The sequence below is a fragment of the Bradyrhizobium sp. USDA 4473 genome, assembly GCF_054063335.1.
Window position 1 is genome coordinate 4,607,333 of record NZ_JBSSGE010000001.1, and the last position, 16,437, is coordinate 4,623,769.

Consider the following 16,437-nt stretch of genomic DNA (forward strand, 5'->3'; position numbering starts at 1 on the left):
CTTGCGTGCCGATCGAGAACACAGCAGCCGGCGAGCTTGAGCTCATCGTGCCCAATCTGCATCGACGCTATTCGGGTGTCACCGCGACCAACCGCATGGTCGCGCCGAAGCTTGCCAAGATGTTTCGCGCGGCCTGGCTCGGCTCGCATCGCCCCGACGGCATCGACGCGATCGGATTTGCCGATCTGATGCGGCTGTGGCGGCGCGCACGGCCCGTGATCTGGCACGCGCGTCGCAATGACGAGATGATCGCAGGCCTCGTGCTGCGCGCGCTCGGCTGGCCGCTGAAACTGCTGTTCACGTCAGCGGCGCAACGTCATCACACCTGGCTGACGCGCTGGCTGATCCGCAACATGGATGCGATCATCGCCACCAGCCCGCTGTCGGCCTCGTACCTGAAGCGCGAGGCGACGGTGGTGATGCACGGCGTCGACACCGATCGTTATGCGCCGCCGGCCGATCGGGCCGCAGCCTTTGCCGAGAGCGGATTGCCGGGGCGCTATGCGATCGGCTGCTTCGGACGGGTGCGCGCGCAGAAGGGCAGCGATGTCTTTGTCGAAGCGATGTGCAGGCTTTTGCCGCGCTATCCCGATTTCACCGCAATCATCGTCGGCGCGGTGGTGCCGGAGCAACTGGCCTTTGCCAACGAGCTGAAGCGGAAGATCGAGGCCGCCGGGCTGCAATCGCGCATCGTCGTCACGGGGGAATTGCCGATCGAGGAGGTCGTGCGCTGGTATCAGCGGCTGACGATCTATGCCTTCACCTCGCGCAACGAAGGCTTTGGCCTGACCCTGATCGAGGCGATGTCGGCGTGCGCCGCGCTGGTGGCGGCGCGGGCGGGCGCCGCCGAATTCGTCGTCGAGGATGGCGCCACCGGCGTGCTGATTCCGCCGGGCGATGCGGACGCCTTGACAGCGGCGCTCGAGCCCTTGATGCGTGATCCGGCATCTGCCGTGGCCATGGGCGCGCGGGCGCGGCAACGAGTTGTGGATAAGTTCAGCCTCGATGCCGAGGCGAACGCGATCGCTGCGGTCTATCGCACGCTGATCTGAGCCAGCACGCGCTGCGCGAGCTCCACGACCTCTTCGGGCGCGATGCTGCGCATGCAGCGATGGTCGTTCATGGTGCAGACCGTGCGCTGGCACGGCTGGCACGAAGGCTTGCTTTTGGTCACCACCGTCTCGGCGAGGCCATTGAGCGGAGCCCAGAGATGGGGATCGGTCGGGCCGAAAATGCCCATGGTCGGGGTGCCGATCGCGGCCGCGATGTGCATCAACCCGGAGTCGTTGGTGATGGCGACGCTGGCCGCGGCCATCGCCAGCGCGCCGTTGCGCAAATCGGTTCCGGTGAGGTCGCGGACCCGCGGGCCGCCGATCGCCACGATCTCCTGCGCCATCGCGTTCTCGCCGGGGCCGCCGACCACCCAGACCTCGAAACCGCGTTCGGCGAACAGCCGCGCGGCTTCCGGGTAATAGGTCCAGCGCTTCGAAACGCCGACCGAGCCGGGGCCGAGCGCGATGGCCGGACCGTTGCCGAGGCCGTTGGCCTGCCGCCAGCGCCCGATCTCGTCTGCCGGAACCCGAAGCTGCGGCACCGGCCATTCGGGCGGACGGGCCGCGCCCTCAGGCAGCGCCAGGATCGCGTTCTTGTCGATGAAGCGCGGCTGCTGCTTTTCGCCCCAGCGCATCGCGTTGATCAGGCCGAACCGGGCCTCGCCGAAGAAGCCGATCCGCTCGGGAATCCCCGCCAACGCTGGCGCGATCGCCGCCTTCCAGGTGCGCGGCAGCACCAGCGCGGTGGCGTAGTTGCGCTTGCGCAGTTCAGCGGCGAGCGAGCGCTGCCGGCCGAGGGCAAGCCGGCTGCGCGGCAGGTCGGACACGATCCCGGCCCGGACCCCGGGCATGTAGTCCACCAGCGGGGCGCATTGGCGGGTGGTCAGCAGATCGACCGGCCGGTTGGGCCAGCGCTTGCGCAGCACCCGGACCACGGTGTGGCCGCGCACGAAATCGCCGATCCAAACATAGGGTACGACGAGGATCGGTCTGGTATCCTCGGTGTCCTGTGTTTCGATGTCAGATATTGAATCAATATTCATTTCTAAATAGGCCAAAGCCGGACCGGGCGCGGCCCAGTCGGTAACCGGTTCGCGATGAGAGGTAAAGCCGTCGTTGCCTGTGGCGCGGGAGTGGGGCAAAGCTGGCGGCTGGCAAAGGAATCTGGCGGGATTTCATCATGTTTCTGGTAACCGGGGGCGCCGGTTTTATCGGGTCGAACGTCGTGGCCGCGTTGAATGACGCCGGCCGCAGCGACGTCGCGGTCTGCGACATTCTTGGGGACGACGGCAAGTGGCGGAACCTGGCCAAGCGCCAGATCGCCGATTTTGTGCCGCCGGGCGAGTTGATGGCCTGGCTGCAGGGCCGTCGGCTGGATGCCATCCTCCATCTCGGCGCGATCTCGTCGACCACCGCGACCGATGGTGATGCGGTCATGGAAGCCAATTTCAGGACACCGCTACGTCTTCTCGACTGGTGCACCGCGACCGCAACCCCGCTGATCTATGCTTCCTCGGCCGCGACCTATGGCGACGGCGAGCAGGGGTTTGACGACGATGGATCGGTCGACGCGCTCAAGCGGCTGCGGCCGATGAACCTCTATGGCTGGAGCAAGAACCTGTTCGATCTCGCGGTTGCCGAGCGCGTGGCGAAGCGCGAACCGCTGCCGCCACAATGGGCCGGGCTGAAATTCTTCAACGTGTTCGGCCCCAACGAATATCACAAGGGCCCGATGATGAGCGTGCTGGCGCGCCGCTTCGACGACATCCGGGCGGGCCGCGTCGTGCAGCTGTTCAAGTCGCATCGCGAGGGCATCGCCGACGGCGACCAGCGCCGCGACTTCATCTATGTCGACGACGTCGTGCGGGTGATGATGTGGCTGATCGCGACGCCGCGGGTCTCCGGCCTGTTCAACGTCGGCACCGGCCAGGCGCGCAGCTTCAAGGATCTGATCGTCTCGGCCTATGGCGCGCTCGGGCTTTCGCCGAACATCCAGTATGTCGACATGCCCGAGCAGATTCGCGGCAGTTACCAGTACTTCACCGAGAGCGTCGTCGATCGCCTCGCGCGCGCCGGATACAATGGCGGTTTCACACGGTTGGAAGACGCGGTCGGGGCCTATGTGAAAGGCTTTCTCGATCGTGCCGATCGCTATCGCTAGAGCGGATGACTGATGTTCGATTTTGAAACGATCTCGCGTGCCATGTCGGGCCAGACCGTGCTCTGCGTCGGCGATCTCATGCTCGACGAATTCGTCTATGGCGACGTATCGCGGATCTCGCCGGAGGCGCCGGCACCGGTGATCGCGGTTCGGCGCAGCGAGACCAATATCGGCGGCGCCGGCAACGTCGCGCGCAATATCGCTTCGCTCGGCGGCCGCTGCATCTTCGTCGGCCTGATCGGCGAGGATGCCGCCGGCACGATGCTGTCAGAGGCGTTGGCGAAGGAGGCCGGGATCGAGACCGTGCTGGTGCGTGACACTGCGCGTCCGACCACGCGCAAGGTGCGCTTCGTCTCCGAACAGTTCTCGACCCACATGCTGCGCTCCGATTGGGAGCTCGCCGCGCCGGCCGCGCCCGCGATCGAACAGCAGCTGATCGACGCGATCCTGCCGTGCCTCGCGCGTGCCGATATCGTGCTGCTGTCCGACTATGCCAAGGGCGTGCTCACCGCGCGCGTGATCCGCAACGTGATCGATGCCGCGCGCCAGGCTGGCAAGCGCGTGATCGTCGATCCCAAGAGCGCCAATCTGGCGATCTATCGCGGCGCGACCGTGCTGACGCCGAATCGCAAGGAATTCGCCGAGGCGACCCGCAGCCGCGCCGACAGCCAGGACAGCATCGCGCAGGCTGCGCCCGACGCGATGTATCTCGCCGATTGCGAGGCGATGCTGGTGACGCAGGGCGAGCGCGGCATGACGCTGGTGACGCGGGACGGCGGCTCGATCCATGTGCCGGCGCTACCGGTCAAGGTGCGCGACGTCTCCGGGGCTGGCGATACCGTTGCCGCGGCGCTGGCGCTTGCGCTGGCGGGCGGTGCCGATTGGGAAGCCGCGCTGCGGATCGCGAGCGCTGCAGCCGCGGTCGCAGTCGGCAAGACCGGCACAGCGATCGTCAAGTCCGATGAGTTGCGGCGCCGGATCCTGCCGCATGCCTCGCTGGTGGCCGAGGAGAAGATCGTTCCGGCCGGCGGTGACATCGACGCGCATCTTGCGGAATGGCGCCGGCGGGATCTGCGCATCGGCTTCACCAATGGCTGTTTCGACATCCTGCATCCCGGACACGTCAAGGTGCTGACCGCCGCGCGCGGCGCCTGCGACCGCCTGATCGTCGGCCTGAACAGCGACGCCTCGGTGAAGCGGCTGAAGGGCGAGGGGCGTCCGGTGCAGAACGAGCGCGCCCGCGCCGAGGTGCTGGCGGCGCTGGAGGCCGTCGATCTCGTCGCCATTTTCGAGGAGGACACGCCGATCAACCTGGTCACCAAGGTGCGGCCGAGCGTGCTGGTCAAGGGCGGCGACTATACCCGCGAGCAGGTGGTTGGCCACGAGATCGTCGAGGCCGCCGGCGGCGAGGTGGTGCTGGTCGAGATCCTGGCCGGCCACAGCACGACCTCGCTGGTGGCCCGCGCCCGCGAGGGCAAGGCGTGAGCGCGAGCGTGGCATCCCCGGCAGGCGCCGCGGCGTGCCCGGCGTGGCGCGATCCGGCGCGCTGGCAGGCCACGACCGACGTGGTCGCGGTGCTGATCGCGCTGTCGCTGCCGTGGTCGACCTCGCTGGTCGGCATCTTCGGCGTCGTGCTCTTGATCGCGATCGCGCCGACGGTCGACCTGAAGGCGTTCTGGGCGCTGCTGCAACGGCCGATCTGCGTGGCGCCGATCGCGCTGTTCTGTCTCGCGCTAACAGGCACGCTGTGGTCCGACGCCGCCTGGGGGGCGCGATTGTATGCGGTCGGGCCGACCGCGAAGCTCTTGGTGCTTCCGGTCCTGCTCTATCATTTCCAGCGCTCGACCCGCGGCACCTGGGTGTTCGCGGCCTTCGTCGTGTCCTGCACGCTGTTGATGCTGATGTCCTGGCTGGTGCTTGCCTATCCGCATCTCGCGCTGCGGGCGCCGGCTCCGGGCGAGCAGGGCGTCTTCGTCAAGAACTACATCGACCAGAGCCAGGAATTCACCCTGTGCGCGGTCGGGCTGGCCTATCCGATCGTGATGCTGCTGCGGGCCAAGCGCGTCCGGCCGGCGGTGCTGTTGATCGCGGTTGCGCTCAGCCTGTTCGCCAACTTGGCGATGGTGGTGGTGTCGCGGACGGCGTTGGTGACGGTTCCGATTATGTTCGCGGTGTTCGCGCTGCTCCATCTGCGCTGGCGCAGCATCGTCCTGATCCTGTGCGCGGCCGCCGCGGCGTCCGTGGTGGCGTGGTACGCATCGCCACAACTGCGCTGGACGGCCGAGTCGTTCCAGCGCGACTACAAGCTCTACATGGAGCGCAATGAGCCGACCTCGCTCGGTCTGCGGCTCGAATTCTGGCGAAAGTCGCTCGGATTCTTCGCCGAGGCTCCGGTCATCGGCCACGGCACCGGAGCGACGCGAGGACTGTTCGAGCGCGTCGCGACCGGCGGCGTGAGGGAAGCCTCAAGCGAAGTGATCGGCAACCCGCACAATCAGACGTTGAACGTCGCCGTGCAGTGGGGCATTGTGGGTGTGGCGATCCTGTACGCGATGTGGCTGCTGCACCTGGTGCTGTTCCGCGGCGACGGTCTCGTCAATTGGATTGGACTTCTCGTCGTGGTGCAGAATATTTCAAGTTCGTTGTTTAATTCACACATCTTCGACTTTCACGAAGGCTGGATGTATGTGCTGGGCGTCGGGGTTGCCGGCGGCATGGCGTTGAAGGGGCGAGCGGGGGCCGATATGGAACCCGGGCCTCCGATCCGTCCGTGATCGCTGGCAAGGGCCCTGCAGATACGCTATCAGCCTGCCAATGTCCCATCGCGAATTCCCAGTTGCCGGCAACCCGTCCATTAGATGACGCGTCTTTCACAACTTACCCTGCGCAACTTCCTGATCCTGGCGCATGACGCTCTGGCGACGACGTTTGCGTTGCTGGCGAGCTTCTACCTGCGTTTCGAAGGCAGCCTGCTCACCGATCGACTGCCGCATCTGCTGCGCATTCTGCCCTGGTTCGTGCTGTTCAGCGTTGTCGTCAGCTATTTCTCCAATCTGACCACCGCGAAATGGCGTTTCACCTCGCTGCCGGACGCGGTGAATATCCTGCGGGTCGCCGCGGTGCTGACGCTGGCGCTGGTCGTGCTGGACTACGTCTACTTCTTCAAGGGAGCGAACTCGCACAGTCCGGTGTTCCTCGGCCGGATCACGATCGTCCTGTTCTTCTTCCTCGAGGTGTTCGCGCTGAGCGCGCTGCGGCTCGGTTATCGTTATTTCCGTTACTCGCGCACGCGCCTGCACGCCCGCTCCGACAACGCCGCGCCGGCGCTGCTGGTCGGACGCACCGCCGATGCGGAAGTCGTGCTGCGCGGCATCGAGAACGGCGCCATCAAGCGGCTCTGGCCGGTCGGCGTGCTGTCGCCGTCGGCCGCGGATCGCGGCCAGATGATCCGCAACATTCCGGTGGTCGGCGGCGTCGACGACATCGAGGCCGTGATTCGCGATTTCGAGAGCCGCCAGCGGCCGATCAAGCGCGTGGTCATGACACCCTCGGCCTTTGAGCCGGACGCGCATCCGGAAAGCGTGCTGATGCGCGCCAGACGGCTCGGCCTGATGGTCAGCCGGCTGCCGTCGCTGGAGGGCGGCGACGCGCCGCGGCTCACCAATGTCGCGGTCGAAGATCTGCTGCTGCGCCCAAGCCAGAAGATCGACTACGCGCGACTCGAGACGCTGGTGAAGGGTAAGTCCGTCATCGTGACCGGCGGCGGCGGCTCGATCGGCGCGGAAATCTGCGAGCGGGTTGCGACTTTCGGGGCGGCGCGCCTCCTGGTGGTCGAGAACTCGGAGCCGGCGCTCTATGCGGTGACCGAGGCGCTGGCTGCGCGCGACAGCGGGCCCGAGATCGAAGGGCGGATCGCCGACATCCGGGATCGCGAGCGCATCACGCGCCTGATGAGCGAGTTCAAGCCCGACATCGTGTTCCATGCCGCGGCGCTCAAGCATGTGCCGATCCTGGAGCGTGACTGGAGCGAGGGGGTCAAGACCAACATCTTCGGGTCCGTGAACGTGGCCGATGCAGCGCGTGCCGCGGGCGCGAGCGCGATGGTGATGATCTCGACCGACAAGGCGATCGAGCCGGTGTCGATGCTCGGCCTGACCAAGCGTTTCGCCGAGATGTATTGCCAGGCGCTGGACCACGACCTGATGACCGAGGCCAAGGGCAAGCCGCACATGCGGTTGATCTCGGTGCGGTTCGGCAACGTGCTGGCGTCCAACGGATCGGTGGTGCCGAAATTCAAGGCGCAGATCGAGGCCGGCGGGCCGATCACGGTGACCCATGCGGACATGGTTCGTTACTTCATGACGATCCGCGAAGCCTGCGATCTCGTGATCACCGCGGCGACGCACGCCATGACGCCGGCGCGGCCCGACGTCTCGGTCTATGTGCTGAACATGGGCCAGCCGGTGAAGATCGTCGATCTCGCCGAGCGGATGATCCGCCTGTCGGGCCTGCAACCGGGCGTCGACGTCGAGATCGTGTTCAGTGGCATCCGGCCCGGCGAGCGGCTGAACGAGATCCTGTTCGCGAGCCAGGAGCCGACGCTCGAGATCGGCGTCGCCGGCGTGATGGCGGCCAAGCCGAACCAGCCGCCGATGTCGACGCTGCGCAAGTGGCTCGCGGCGCTGGAGGATGCGATCGAGCGAGACGATCGAGTGACCATCCGCGCCGTGCTGCAGGATGCCGTGCCCGAGTTCGGATCGAATGCCGCCTGACCGCGCCGTCCTGCGGAGGATAGGGCAGGACTATTTCGAAAGCTATTGATGCCTCATTCTCGAAAAGTCGTGGTCGTCAGCCAGCATTATCCGCCGGACCACAGCACGACCGCCGCGATCATGGCCGCGATCGCCGAACGGATCGCGCAGGAGACGGACGTGATGGTGGTCTCGGGGATGCCAGGCTCGGCGCGCGCGCCGGAGGCCGGACGACCTGTCGTCGTCGAGATCAGAAATTGGCTGCCGGGCAAGGCGGCGCTGGTCAAGCGCGCGCTCGCCGAGGCGCTGTTCACCGGCAGAATCTTTTTCGCGCTGTTGTCGCGGCTCAAGCGCGGCGATGTCGCGCTGACGGTGACCGCCCCGTTTGCGCTGCCCTATGCGGTCGCCGCCGCGGCACGGTTGAAGGGCGCGAAGTCGGCGCTGATCCTGCACGACCTGTTTCCCGATGTGCTCGTGATGGCCGGGCTGCTGCGGCCAGCCTCGCTGGTAGCGCGGGCGATGCGCGCGATCAACGCGCTGATGTTCCGTGCATTGAACATCGTCATCGTGATCGGCCGCGATGCCGAGAAGTTGCTGCTGCGCTATGGCGGCATGACACAGGACAAGATCAGGTTCATCCCGAACTGGGCTACGCTTGCCCCGGGCAATCGTCCCGTCAGCCCCGACAATCCGTTTCGCAAGGCGATCGGCGCCCGTTTCGTGGTCGGCCTGTCCGGCAATCTGGGCTTCACCCACGATCCGGACATCGTCTTTAACGCAGCGCAGCTGTTGCGCCACGAGAGCGACATCCATTTCCTGCTCTCGGGCTGGGGTATGGGCTTTGCGCGATTGAAAGAGATGCAAGCCGCGGCGCAGCTTGCCAACGTCACGCTGGTCGAGCGTGTCGCCGACGGCGAACTGGACGCGTTGCTGTCCAGCGCGGACGTCTGGCTCATTCCCTATCGCAAGGACGTCGCCGGCGTGTCGGTGCCGAGCCGGTTCTACAACCTGCTTGCGGCCGGCCGGCCCGTCATCCTGGTCTCCGAGCCCGAGGCCGAGGCGGCGCTGACCGTCAGCGAAAACCGGCTGGGCTGGGTGGTCACTCCGGGCAGACCGGATCAACTCGCCGACGCCATCCGCCTAGCGTCGCGATCGCAGGACGCTGCGATGGCCGAGCGCGCCGTCGCGGCCGCGCGGACCTTCAGTCCGGAGCGGGCGCTGGCGAGCTATGCCGCGCTGGTTGCGGAGCTGCTATCCAATCGCGAAGTGGAGCGCACGGCATGAGCGATGGTCGGCGGACGGTACTGGTGACGGGTGCCAGCGGCTTTGTCGGTCGCCATGTGGTGCCCGCGCTGACGCGCAATGGCTGGATGGTGCGCAGCGCGGTGCGAACCACGCCGCAAGACGCCAACGACGTGGCGATCGGCTCGCTCAGTCCAGCCACCGATTGGCGCGCCGCTCTCGACGGCGTCGACGTCGTTGTTCATCTTGCGGCCCGCGTTCACCAGCAGTCCGACGAGCAGGCGATCGAGCTTTACCGCAATGTCAATATCGAAGGCACGCTGCATCTGGCGCGTGCCGCGGCCGCGGCGGGTGTCCGGGATTTCATTTTCGTCAGCACGATCCTGGTGCACGGGCGTAGCAATTACGGGCGCCCGCCATTTCGCGAGGACGATGTCCTGACGCCCCGCGGCCTCTATGGAAACTCGAAGGCCGCTGCCGAAGTCGGCTTGAAGGAAATTGCGCCAGGCAGCGGCATGAGGGTGACCGTGATCCGGCCGCCGTTGATCTACGGGGCCGGTGCCAAGGGAAATTTCGCCTTGCTCAAGCGCGCGGTGATCAATCGCTTGCCGCTTCCGCTCGCCTACGTCAAGAATCGTCGCGCGTTCGTGTCGGCGGAGAACTTGGCGTCGTTCATCCTGCACCGGTTGTCGCATCCAGGGAACGATTACGACGTGTTTCTAGTGGCCGATCGCGAGCAGGTCTCGACGCGGGAGTTCGTTGAGCGCCTTGCCCGCGCGGCAGAAACCTCGCCGCGCCTGTTCTGGCTGCCGCCGCCGCTGTTGAAGGTGTCGCTCACGATGAGCGGGCGCAAGGAGGCCTATGACAGCCTGTACGCCTCGCTTGAACTTGATCTCTCCAAGATCGCGGGCACTGGTTGGCGGCAGCCACTGAGCCTCGACGAGGGACTGAAGCGCGCGCTGCGCAAAACGGAAGCCTGACCTGATCAGAGCGGCCGCGAGAACCGCCGCAGCTGCCAGCTGACGGCGAGCACGCCGGCCAGCAGCAGCGCGATATCAGCGGCGAGGGAGTTGAGGGCGACCGAAGCGAATGCGAGCAGCGCCAGCACCAGGTTGAGCGCGAAGACCTCGCCGACGACGCGCCATACCGTGAAGCCGTTGTCGGTCGCCCGCTGATAGAAGTGCGAGCGATGCGCGGCCCAGAACGGTTCGCGTCGCGCCATGCGGCGAATCAGCGTGACCGTCGCATCCGTCAAATAATACAACGGCAGCAGCAGCGCGGCGGCGAACTGCTGATGCAAGGCGAGCTCGAGCAGGCACCAGCCGAGCAGCAGGCCGATCGGCAGACTGCCGACATCGCCGAGGAAGATCTTCGCGACCGGCCGGTTGAACGGCGCGAAACCGAGCAGCGCCCCGCACAGCGCCGCCGCGACCAGCGCGGCTGCAGCCGGGACCTGGCCGAAGCAGCCGAGCAGGGCGACCGCGACCGTGATCGGTACGGCCTCGGCTGCCGTCATCAAATCGAGCCCGTCCATGAAGTTGACGAGGTTCACGAACCAGAGGCCGGCGATCAGCAGCAGGCCGCGTTCAAGCCAGAGCGGGACAGCCGGAACCAGCCTGAGGTCGCCAGGTGCCGACAGCACCACGGCCGCGACGGCGGCGGCCTGCAACAACAGCCGCGGCACGACCGGCAGCGAGCGGATGTCGTCGGCAAAGCCCACCACGGCGATGAACAGGCAGGCTGCGAACACGATGAACGGGATCGTCAGGTCCGGCGATCCGGCGAGCGCGATGACGATCCCGCCCGCCAGCAGCGTGGCAACCGTGACCGCGATGCCGGCGCCCTGCGGCGTTGGAATGCGGTGCGACGACCGCGCATTCGGCTTCGCCAGTGCGACACGCAGCAGCAGTGGCCGTGTCGCCCGGATCAGGATAGCGGAGATCGACGCGGCCATAACCGCGGCGATCAACGACAGGAGGATTTCGAAATGGCTCATCGTGGTCCGGTTATTGCGATCCCGGGACTTCGATCGGCTCGGCGCCCTTGGCGGCCTTTTCCGGGCTTGCGATCCACACCAGTCCGCCAAACACGCCGACCACGAACGAGACCGCGCCGAACAGCAGCGAGATGTTGACGCCCTCATTGGCGATCAATCCGGCATAGCCGAAGGCCAGTGCCATCGTGGCCTCGCGCACGCCCCAGCCCGCGATCGAGATCGGCATCATGGTGATCAGCATCACCGGCGGCAGCAGCTGGAAGATCTCGCCGAAGGTGACGGGGGCGGCGATCGACTTCACCACGCACCAGCCGATCACGACGGTCACCACGTGGATGGCGATCGAGAGAGTCGCGACCCACAATCCGTGCTGGCGGCTGAACAACACCCGGTTCGTGATCACGGCGCAGGCGTGGATGTGATGCGTTGCCCACCAGCGTTTCAGCCACGACCACGGCAACACGCCGATCAGCAGGAAACCAAATCCGGCCGCGAGCGCGGCGAGGTCGAGCAGCAGCAAGGCGGTCCAGCCGTGGAAGTCGGAAATCAGCCGATAGCTCCAGGGCAGGGCGGCAGCGATCACGACGGCCAGCGCGATCAGTCCGATCGCGCGGTCGACGAAGATCGAATAGGTTGCGGCGCGCCAGCCCGCACCGGCACGCGCGACCAGCCACAGCCGCACGGCGTCGCCGCCGATCGAGGAGGGCAGGGTCTGATTGAAGAAGGTGCCGATCACGTTATAACGCATCGCCTGCCCGGTCTGCAGCGGCGCGCCGCACTCTACGCTGATCTCGCGCCAGCGCAGCACCCCGAGGAAGATCTGCAGGAACGTGACCGCAATCGCCAGGCCGAGCCAGCCCAAGCTCTCGGCCTGGATCCGGGAGGCGAGGTCATGCAGATTGACCTTGCGCAGCGAGAAATACAGCAGCGCAGCCGAGATCAGGATCTTGACGGTCGAAAGCAGGATTCGGCGCATTTCCGTTCGCGCTGCAAGGTTTCAGGATGTGTCAAAAACAGCGCAAACCGCTTTCGCGCGCCCAAATTCGCCGCCTTGGTATGGTTTCCGCACCGATCTGGCAATACCCGTAGTGGTCCCTATTGCGGCAGGCGCGAAGGGATGGCTAAACAGGCCGGAACGGGGGGCGGCCAGCCGCTCGCCGGGAGGTTACAAGACCGGTAAAATCCGACCAGACGCGTGGGGGCGCGTGACTGCCCGGATAATGCTTCCCAGGTAACAGGGCCGCCAGCCGCGGCGGCCGGGCCAATTTGGTGTCCGTCCGCGGATGGACACCGCAGGCCTTGCACGACAGGACTTGAGGCATCGATGGATCGACGAATTATTCCCCTGATCATGTGCGGCGGTGCGGGCACCCGGCTGTGGCCGGCGTCACGCGAGGTGCATCCGAAGCAGTTCCTGTCGCTGTTCGGGGCGCGCTCGACCTTCCAGGAGACGCTGCTGCGGGTCTCCGATGCCGGCCTGTTCGAGCGGCCGATCGTGATCACCAACGAGGCCTATCGCTTCATGGTGCTGGAGCAGCTGGCCGAGATCGGCCGCGAAGCTGATGTGTTGCTGGAGCCGATGCGCCGCGACTCGGGGCCGGCGATCGCGGCCGGGGCGGCGTTCGCGCAAAGCCGCGACAGCGAAGCCATCGTGCTGGCGCTCGCCGCCGACCACCTGGTGCGGGATACGTCGGCCTTCGCCGCCGCGTGCCGCGGCGGCCTGGTGGCCGCGGAAGCCGGCCGCATCGTGACCTTCGGCGTCAAGCCGGAACGGCCCGCCACCGAATACGGCTACATCAATCCGGGCGAGGTGGTCGCGGGCGAAGTGCGCGCGGTGGCGAAATTCGTCGAGAAGCCGGATGGCGCAACTGCAGCCGGCTATATCGATGCGGGTTATCTTTGGAACAGCGGCAACTTCATGTTCCGCGCCGGCGTGCTGCTCGACGAGTATCGCAATGTCGATGCGGACAGCGTTGCCGCGGTGGAGCAGTCGGTTGTGTCCGCGACGCGCGGACCTCGGGTTCTACAAGCTTGACGCCGCGGCCTTCGGCGCGGCGAAGGCGATCTCGATCGACTATGCCGTCATGGAGAAGACAGCCCATGCCGCGGTGGTGCCGGTGGCGTGCGGCTGGTCCGACATCGGCTCGTGGCGCCAGGTCTGGGAACTCTCCGACAAGGACGGCCAGGGCAATGCGGCACGCGGCGCAGCGGTGTTCGAAGACTCCCGCAATTGCAACGTCTCGACCGATCGTGCGCTGGTCGCGCTCGAAGGCGTCGACGATCTCGTCGTGGTCGCGACCCAGGACGCCGTGCTGGTGTCGCGCCAGAACGACGCCAACGGGTTGAAGCGGCTGGTCGCGAAATTGAAGGTGGCGGCGCCTAAGGTGACCGAGGACCACATCAAGGTGCATCGGCCCTGGGGCTCCTATCAGTCGGTCGACAATGGCGACCGCCACCAGGTCAAGCGCATCATCGTCAAGCCGGGCGGGCGGCTCTCCTTGCAGAAGCACCATCACCGCTCCGAGCACTGGATCGTGGTGCGCGGGACCGCGCAGGTCACCGTCAACGAGCTGATCAAGACAGTGCACGAGAACGAGTCGATCTACATCCCGATCGGCGCGGTGCACCGGCTGGAGAATCCCGGGAAGATTCAGCTGGAGCTGATCGAGGTGCAGACTGGCAGCTATTTCGGCGAGGACGACATCATTCGCATCGAGGACGACTATCAGCGCACCTGAGGTCGAGCTGGTCCCCGCGCTCGGAATTGAGCCGCGGGCGATGTAACTCTTTGAATCAAAACGTGTCCGGATTTCGTTGTTGGCATTCGCCACATTTGTGACGCCGTGCTATAGCGGCTGCCAACGAAGCGGGGTGATTTGCGCCGAAGGCGCAGATCGGGAAGAGGGGCCTGGGTGCTGATTCCCTCGGAGCCGGTGTGGCTCCCCGAGGAGCCGGGACAACCGCCAGAACGTTACTTGGGGTCTACGATATGAATGCAAAAGTGTCCGCAGCCGGCGCGAAGGCCGATATCGGCCGCGCCTTGCGCGTCGGTGTGATCGGCGCAGGCGTGATGGGCAGCAACCATGCCCGCGTGCTGGCCGGACTGCCCGGCGTCCTGCTGATCGGCATCGTCGATCCGCTTCCGGAGCACCGCACCCGCGCCATCGACCTGGTCGGCTGCCGCGCCTTTGAAACCCTCGATCAGCTATTCGCAGAGGGCATCGACGCGGTGACGATCGCGGCTCCCACCCATCTGCATCACGAGATCGCGCTCGCCTGCATCGCGCGCAACATCCACATCCTGGTCGAGAAGCCGGTCGCATCCACCGTCGAGGAAGGCCGCGAGATCGTCGCGGCCGCCGCGCGCGCCGGCGTCACGCTGATGGTCGGCCATGTCGAGCGTTTCAATCCGGCGGTTGCCGCGATCAAGCAGGCGATCTCGGGCGAGGACATCCTGTCGATCGGCATCACCCGGGTCGGCCCGTTCCCGCCGCGGATGTCCAATGTCGGCGTCGTGATCGACCTCGCCGTGCACGACATCGACCTGATCCGCTGGTTCACCGAGTCCGACATCGTCGAGGTGCAGCCGCAGCTTTCCAGCGCGGTCGCGGAGCGTGAGGACATCGCGCTGCTCCAATTCCGCACCGCTTCCGGCGTGCTCGCCCACATCAACACCAACTGGCTGACGCCGTTCAAGGCACGCAACGTCACGGTCGCGACCCGCGGCAAATACGTGATGGGTGATCTGCTCACGCGCCAGGTCACCGAATGCTTCGGCTTCAAGCCGGACGGCAGCTATTCGATGCGTCATCTGCCGGTCGGCCACGACGAGCCGTTGCGCGCCGAGCTGATCGCCTTCCTCGATGCCGTGCGCAGCGGCAAGCTGCCGGCGGTGTCCGGCGACGAGGGCGTCGCCAGCCTCGAAATCGCGATCCGCTGCCTGGAATCGCCGGCGCGGCCTGCCGCCTCGACGATCCGCAAGGGACCGCGCCGCATTGCCGGCTGATCGTCGTTCACCGGCTGTTGTCATTCACTCAACACGTGCAAAGAGTTTCCATGAACCAGCATATGCAGCTTGAGCCCATTCCCTTCATCGATATCTCCGCGCAGCGCCGGCGGCTCGGCAAGTCGATCGATGACGCGGTTGCGCGCGTGCTCGATCACTGCCAGTTCATCAACGGTCCGGAAGTCACCGCGCTGGAGAAGGCGCTGGCGGACTATACCGGCGCCAAGCATGTGGTGAGCTGCGCCAGCGGCACCGACGCGCTGCTGATGGTGTTGATGGCGAAGAATGTCGGACCGGGCGATGCGGTGCTGTGCCCGACCTTCACCTTCTGTGCGACCGGCGAGGTCGTGACGCTGACCGGCGCGACGCCGGTGTTCGTCGATGTCGACGAAGAGACCTTCAACATCGATGTCAGCTCGCTAAAGCGCGGCATCGCGACGGCGCGGGCGCGCGGGCTGAAGCCGGTGGCCGTGATCCCGGTCGATCTGTTCGGCCAGAGCGCCGACCACGATGCGATCGCTGCGGTCGCCGAGGCCGAGGGGCTTTTCGTACTTGACGATGCCGCGCAGGGTTTTGGCGCCACCTACAAGAACCGCAGGCTCGGCACCTTCGGGCTCGCGACCGGAACCAGCTTCTTCCCGGCCAAGCCGCTCGGCTGTTTCGGCGACGGCGGCGCAATCTTCACCGACGACGAGGAACTCGCGCGCACGCTGCGCAGCATCCGCGTCCACGGCCAGGGCTCGGACAAGTACGACAATGTGCGGCTCGGCCTCACCGCGCGGCTCGACACCATGCAGGCGGCGATCCTGCTCGAGAAGCTGAAGATCTTCGACGACGAGATCGCCGCACGCAACAAGGTCGCGGAACGCTATTCGCGCGCGCTCGGCAACCTCGTCGCGGTGCCGCGCGTTGCCCCGGGCTGTACCTCGGTGTGGGCCCAGTACACCATCCGCCTGTCCGAGGGCATCGATCGCGACGCCTTCGCGGCCGCGCTGAAGGCGCAGGGCGTTCCGACCATGATCTACTATCCGAAGTCGGTGCACCAGCAGACGGCCTACAGCCACTATCCGGTTGCCGATGGCGGCCTGCCGGTCAGCGAACGGTTGTCGAAGGACGTCATCGCCCTGCCGATGCACCCCTATCTCGACGAGGCGGCGCAGGGCCGCGTCATCGCGGCTGTGCGCAGCGCGCTTTCGGCCTGATAGGTCATTTTGACGTAGGGTGATGAT

The 16,437-nt window shown here is 66.2% G+C and carries 12 protein-coding genes and 1 pseudogene; 10 read left to right on the top strand and 3 right to left on the bottom strand.

Annotated features, from left to right (window positions below; translation table 11 throughout):
- The first annotated feature begins 5 nt into the window (after positions 1–5).
- Positions 6–1,052, top strand: coding sequence for a glycosyltransferase family 4 protein (locus ACVW17_RS21380; protein ID WP_456797846.1), 1,047 nt, complete (start codon positions 6–8; stop codon positions 1,050–1,052).
- Here the strand turns inward: ACVW17_RS21380 and waaF are convergent.
- Positions 1,034–2,095 carry a lipopolysaccharide heptosyltransferase II gene (waaF, locus tag ACVW17_RS21385; RefSeq protein ID WP_456753761.1) on the bottom strand — a complete coding sequence of 354 codons (1,062 nt, stop codon included), beginning with the start codon at positions 2,093–2,095 and terminating at the stop codon, positions 1,034–1,036. The two genes, ACVW17_RS21380 and waaF, sit on opposite strands and share 19 nt — an antisense overlap.
- Before the next feature lie 137 nt (positions 2,096–2,232).
- On the opposite strand from waaF, the gene rfaD reads away from it, so the two are divergent.
- From rfaD to ACVW17_RS21415, 6 genes are all read left to right on the top strand, one after another.
- Positions 2,233–3,213: an ADP-glyceromanno-heptose 6-epimerase gene (rfaD, locus tag ACVW17_RS21390; protein WP_456753762.1), complete on the top strand. Its 981-nt coding sequence runs from the start codon at positions 2,233–2,235 to the stop codon at positions 3,211–3,213.
- Positions 3,214–3,225: 12 nt separating this feature from the next.
- Positions 3,226–4,698 carry a D-glycero-beta-D-manno-heptose-7-phosphate kinase gene (rfaE1, locus tag ACVW17_RS21395; protein ID WP_456753763.1) on the top strand — a complete coding sequence of 491 codons (1,473 nt, stop codon included), beginning with the start codon at positions 3,226–3,228 and terminating at the stop codon, positions 4,696–4,698.
- A gap of 8 nt (positions 4,699–4,706) precedes the next feature.
- Positions 4,707–5,987 carry an O-antigen ligase family protein gene (locus ACVW17_RS21400; protein ID WP_456753764.1) on the top strand — a complete coding sequence of 427 codons (1,281 nt, stop codon included), beginning with the start codon at positions 4,707–4,709 and terminating at the stop codon, positions 5,985–5,987.
- An 84-nt stretch (positions 5,988–6,071) separates the two neighbouring features.
- On the top strand, positions 6,072–7,985 hold the full coding sequence (locus ACVW17_RS21405; protein WP_456753765.1) for an SDR family NAD(P)-dependent oxidoreductase: 1,914 nt from the start codon (positions 6,072–6,074) through the stop codon (positions 7,983–7,985).
- A gap of 48 nt (positions 7,986–8,033) precedes the next feature.
- Positions 8,034–9,248: a glycosyltransferase family 4 protein gene (locus tag ACVW17_RS21410; protein WP_456753766.1), complete on the top strand. Its 1,215-nt coding sequence runs from the start codon at positions 8,034–8,036 to the stop codon at positions 9,246–9,248.
- The gene (locus tag ACVW17_RS21415) at positions 9,245–10,186 is read left to right on the top strand and encodes an NAD-dependent epimerase/dehydratase family protein (protein ID WP_456753767.1); all 942 of its coding nucleotides are present in this window, start codon (positions 9,245–9,247) and stop codon (positions 10,184–10,186) included. Before ACVW17_RS21410 ends, ACVW17_RS21415 begins: the two co-directional genes overlap by 4 nt.
- Before the next feature lie 5 nt (positions 10,187–10,191).
- On the opposite strand, the gene ACVW17_RS21420 is transcribed toward ACVW17_RS21415, so the two are convergent.
- Together ACVW17_RS21420 and ACVW17_RS21425 are read right to left on the bottom strand one after the other, a co-directional pair.
- Positions 10,192–11,202 carry a glycosyl transferase gene (locus ACVW17_RS21420; protein ID WP_456753768.1) on the bottom strand — a complete coding sequence of 337 codons (1,011 nt, stop codon included), beginning with the start codon at positions 11,200–11,202 and terminating at the stop codon, positions 10,192–10,194.
- 10 nt (positions 11,203–11,212) lie between these two features.
- Complete coding sequence (locus ACVW17_RS21425) at positions 11,213–12,178, bottom strand: lysylphosphatidylglycerol synthase transmembrane domain-containing protein (RefSeq protein ID WP_456753769.1); 966 nt, start codon at positions 12,176–12,178, stop codon at positions 11,213–11,215.
- A 348-nt stretch (positions 12,179–12,526) separates the two neighbouring features.
- On the opposite strand from ACVW17_RS21425, the pseudogene ACVW17_RS21430 reads away from it, so the two are divergent.
- The 3 genes and pseudogenes from ACVW17_RS21430 (at position 12,527) to ACVW17_RS21440 (ending at position 16,410) form a co-directional block, all read left to right on the top strand.
- Positions 12,527–13,940: pseudogene (locus tag ACVW17_RS21430) on the top strand (mannose-1-phosphate guanylyltransferase/mannose-6-phosphate isomerase).
- A gap of 251 nt (positions 13,941–14,191) precedes the next feature.
- A complete protein-coding gene (locus ACVW17_RS21435) occupies positions 14,192–15,208 on the top strand; it encodes a Gfo/Idh/MocA family oxidoreductase (protein WP_456797847.1) in 1,017 nt (338 codons plus the stop codon).
- Between the two features lie 50 nt (positions 15,209–15,258).
- Entirely contained in the window at positions 15,259–16,410 is a 1,152-nt protein-coding gene (locus ACVW17_RS21440) for a DegT/DnrJ/EryC1/StrS family aminotransferase (RefSeq protein WP_456797848.1), read from the top strand.
- The last annotated feature ends 27 nt before the right edge of the window (positions 16,411–16,437 follow it).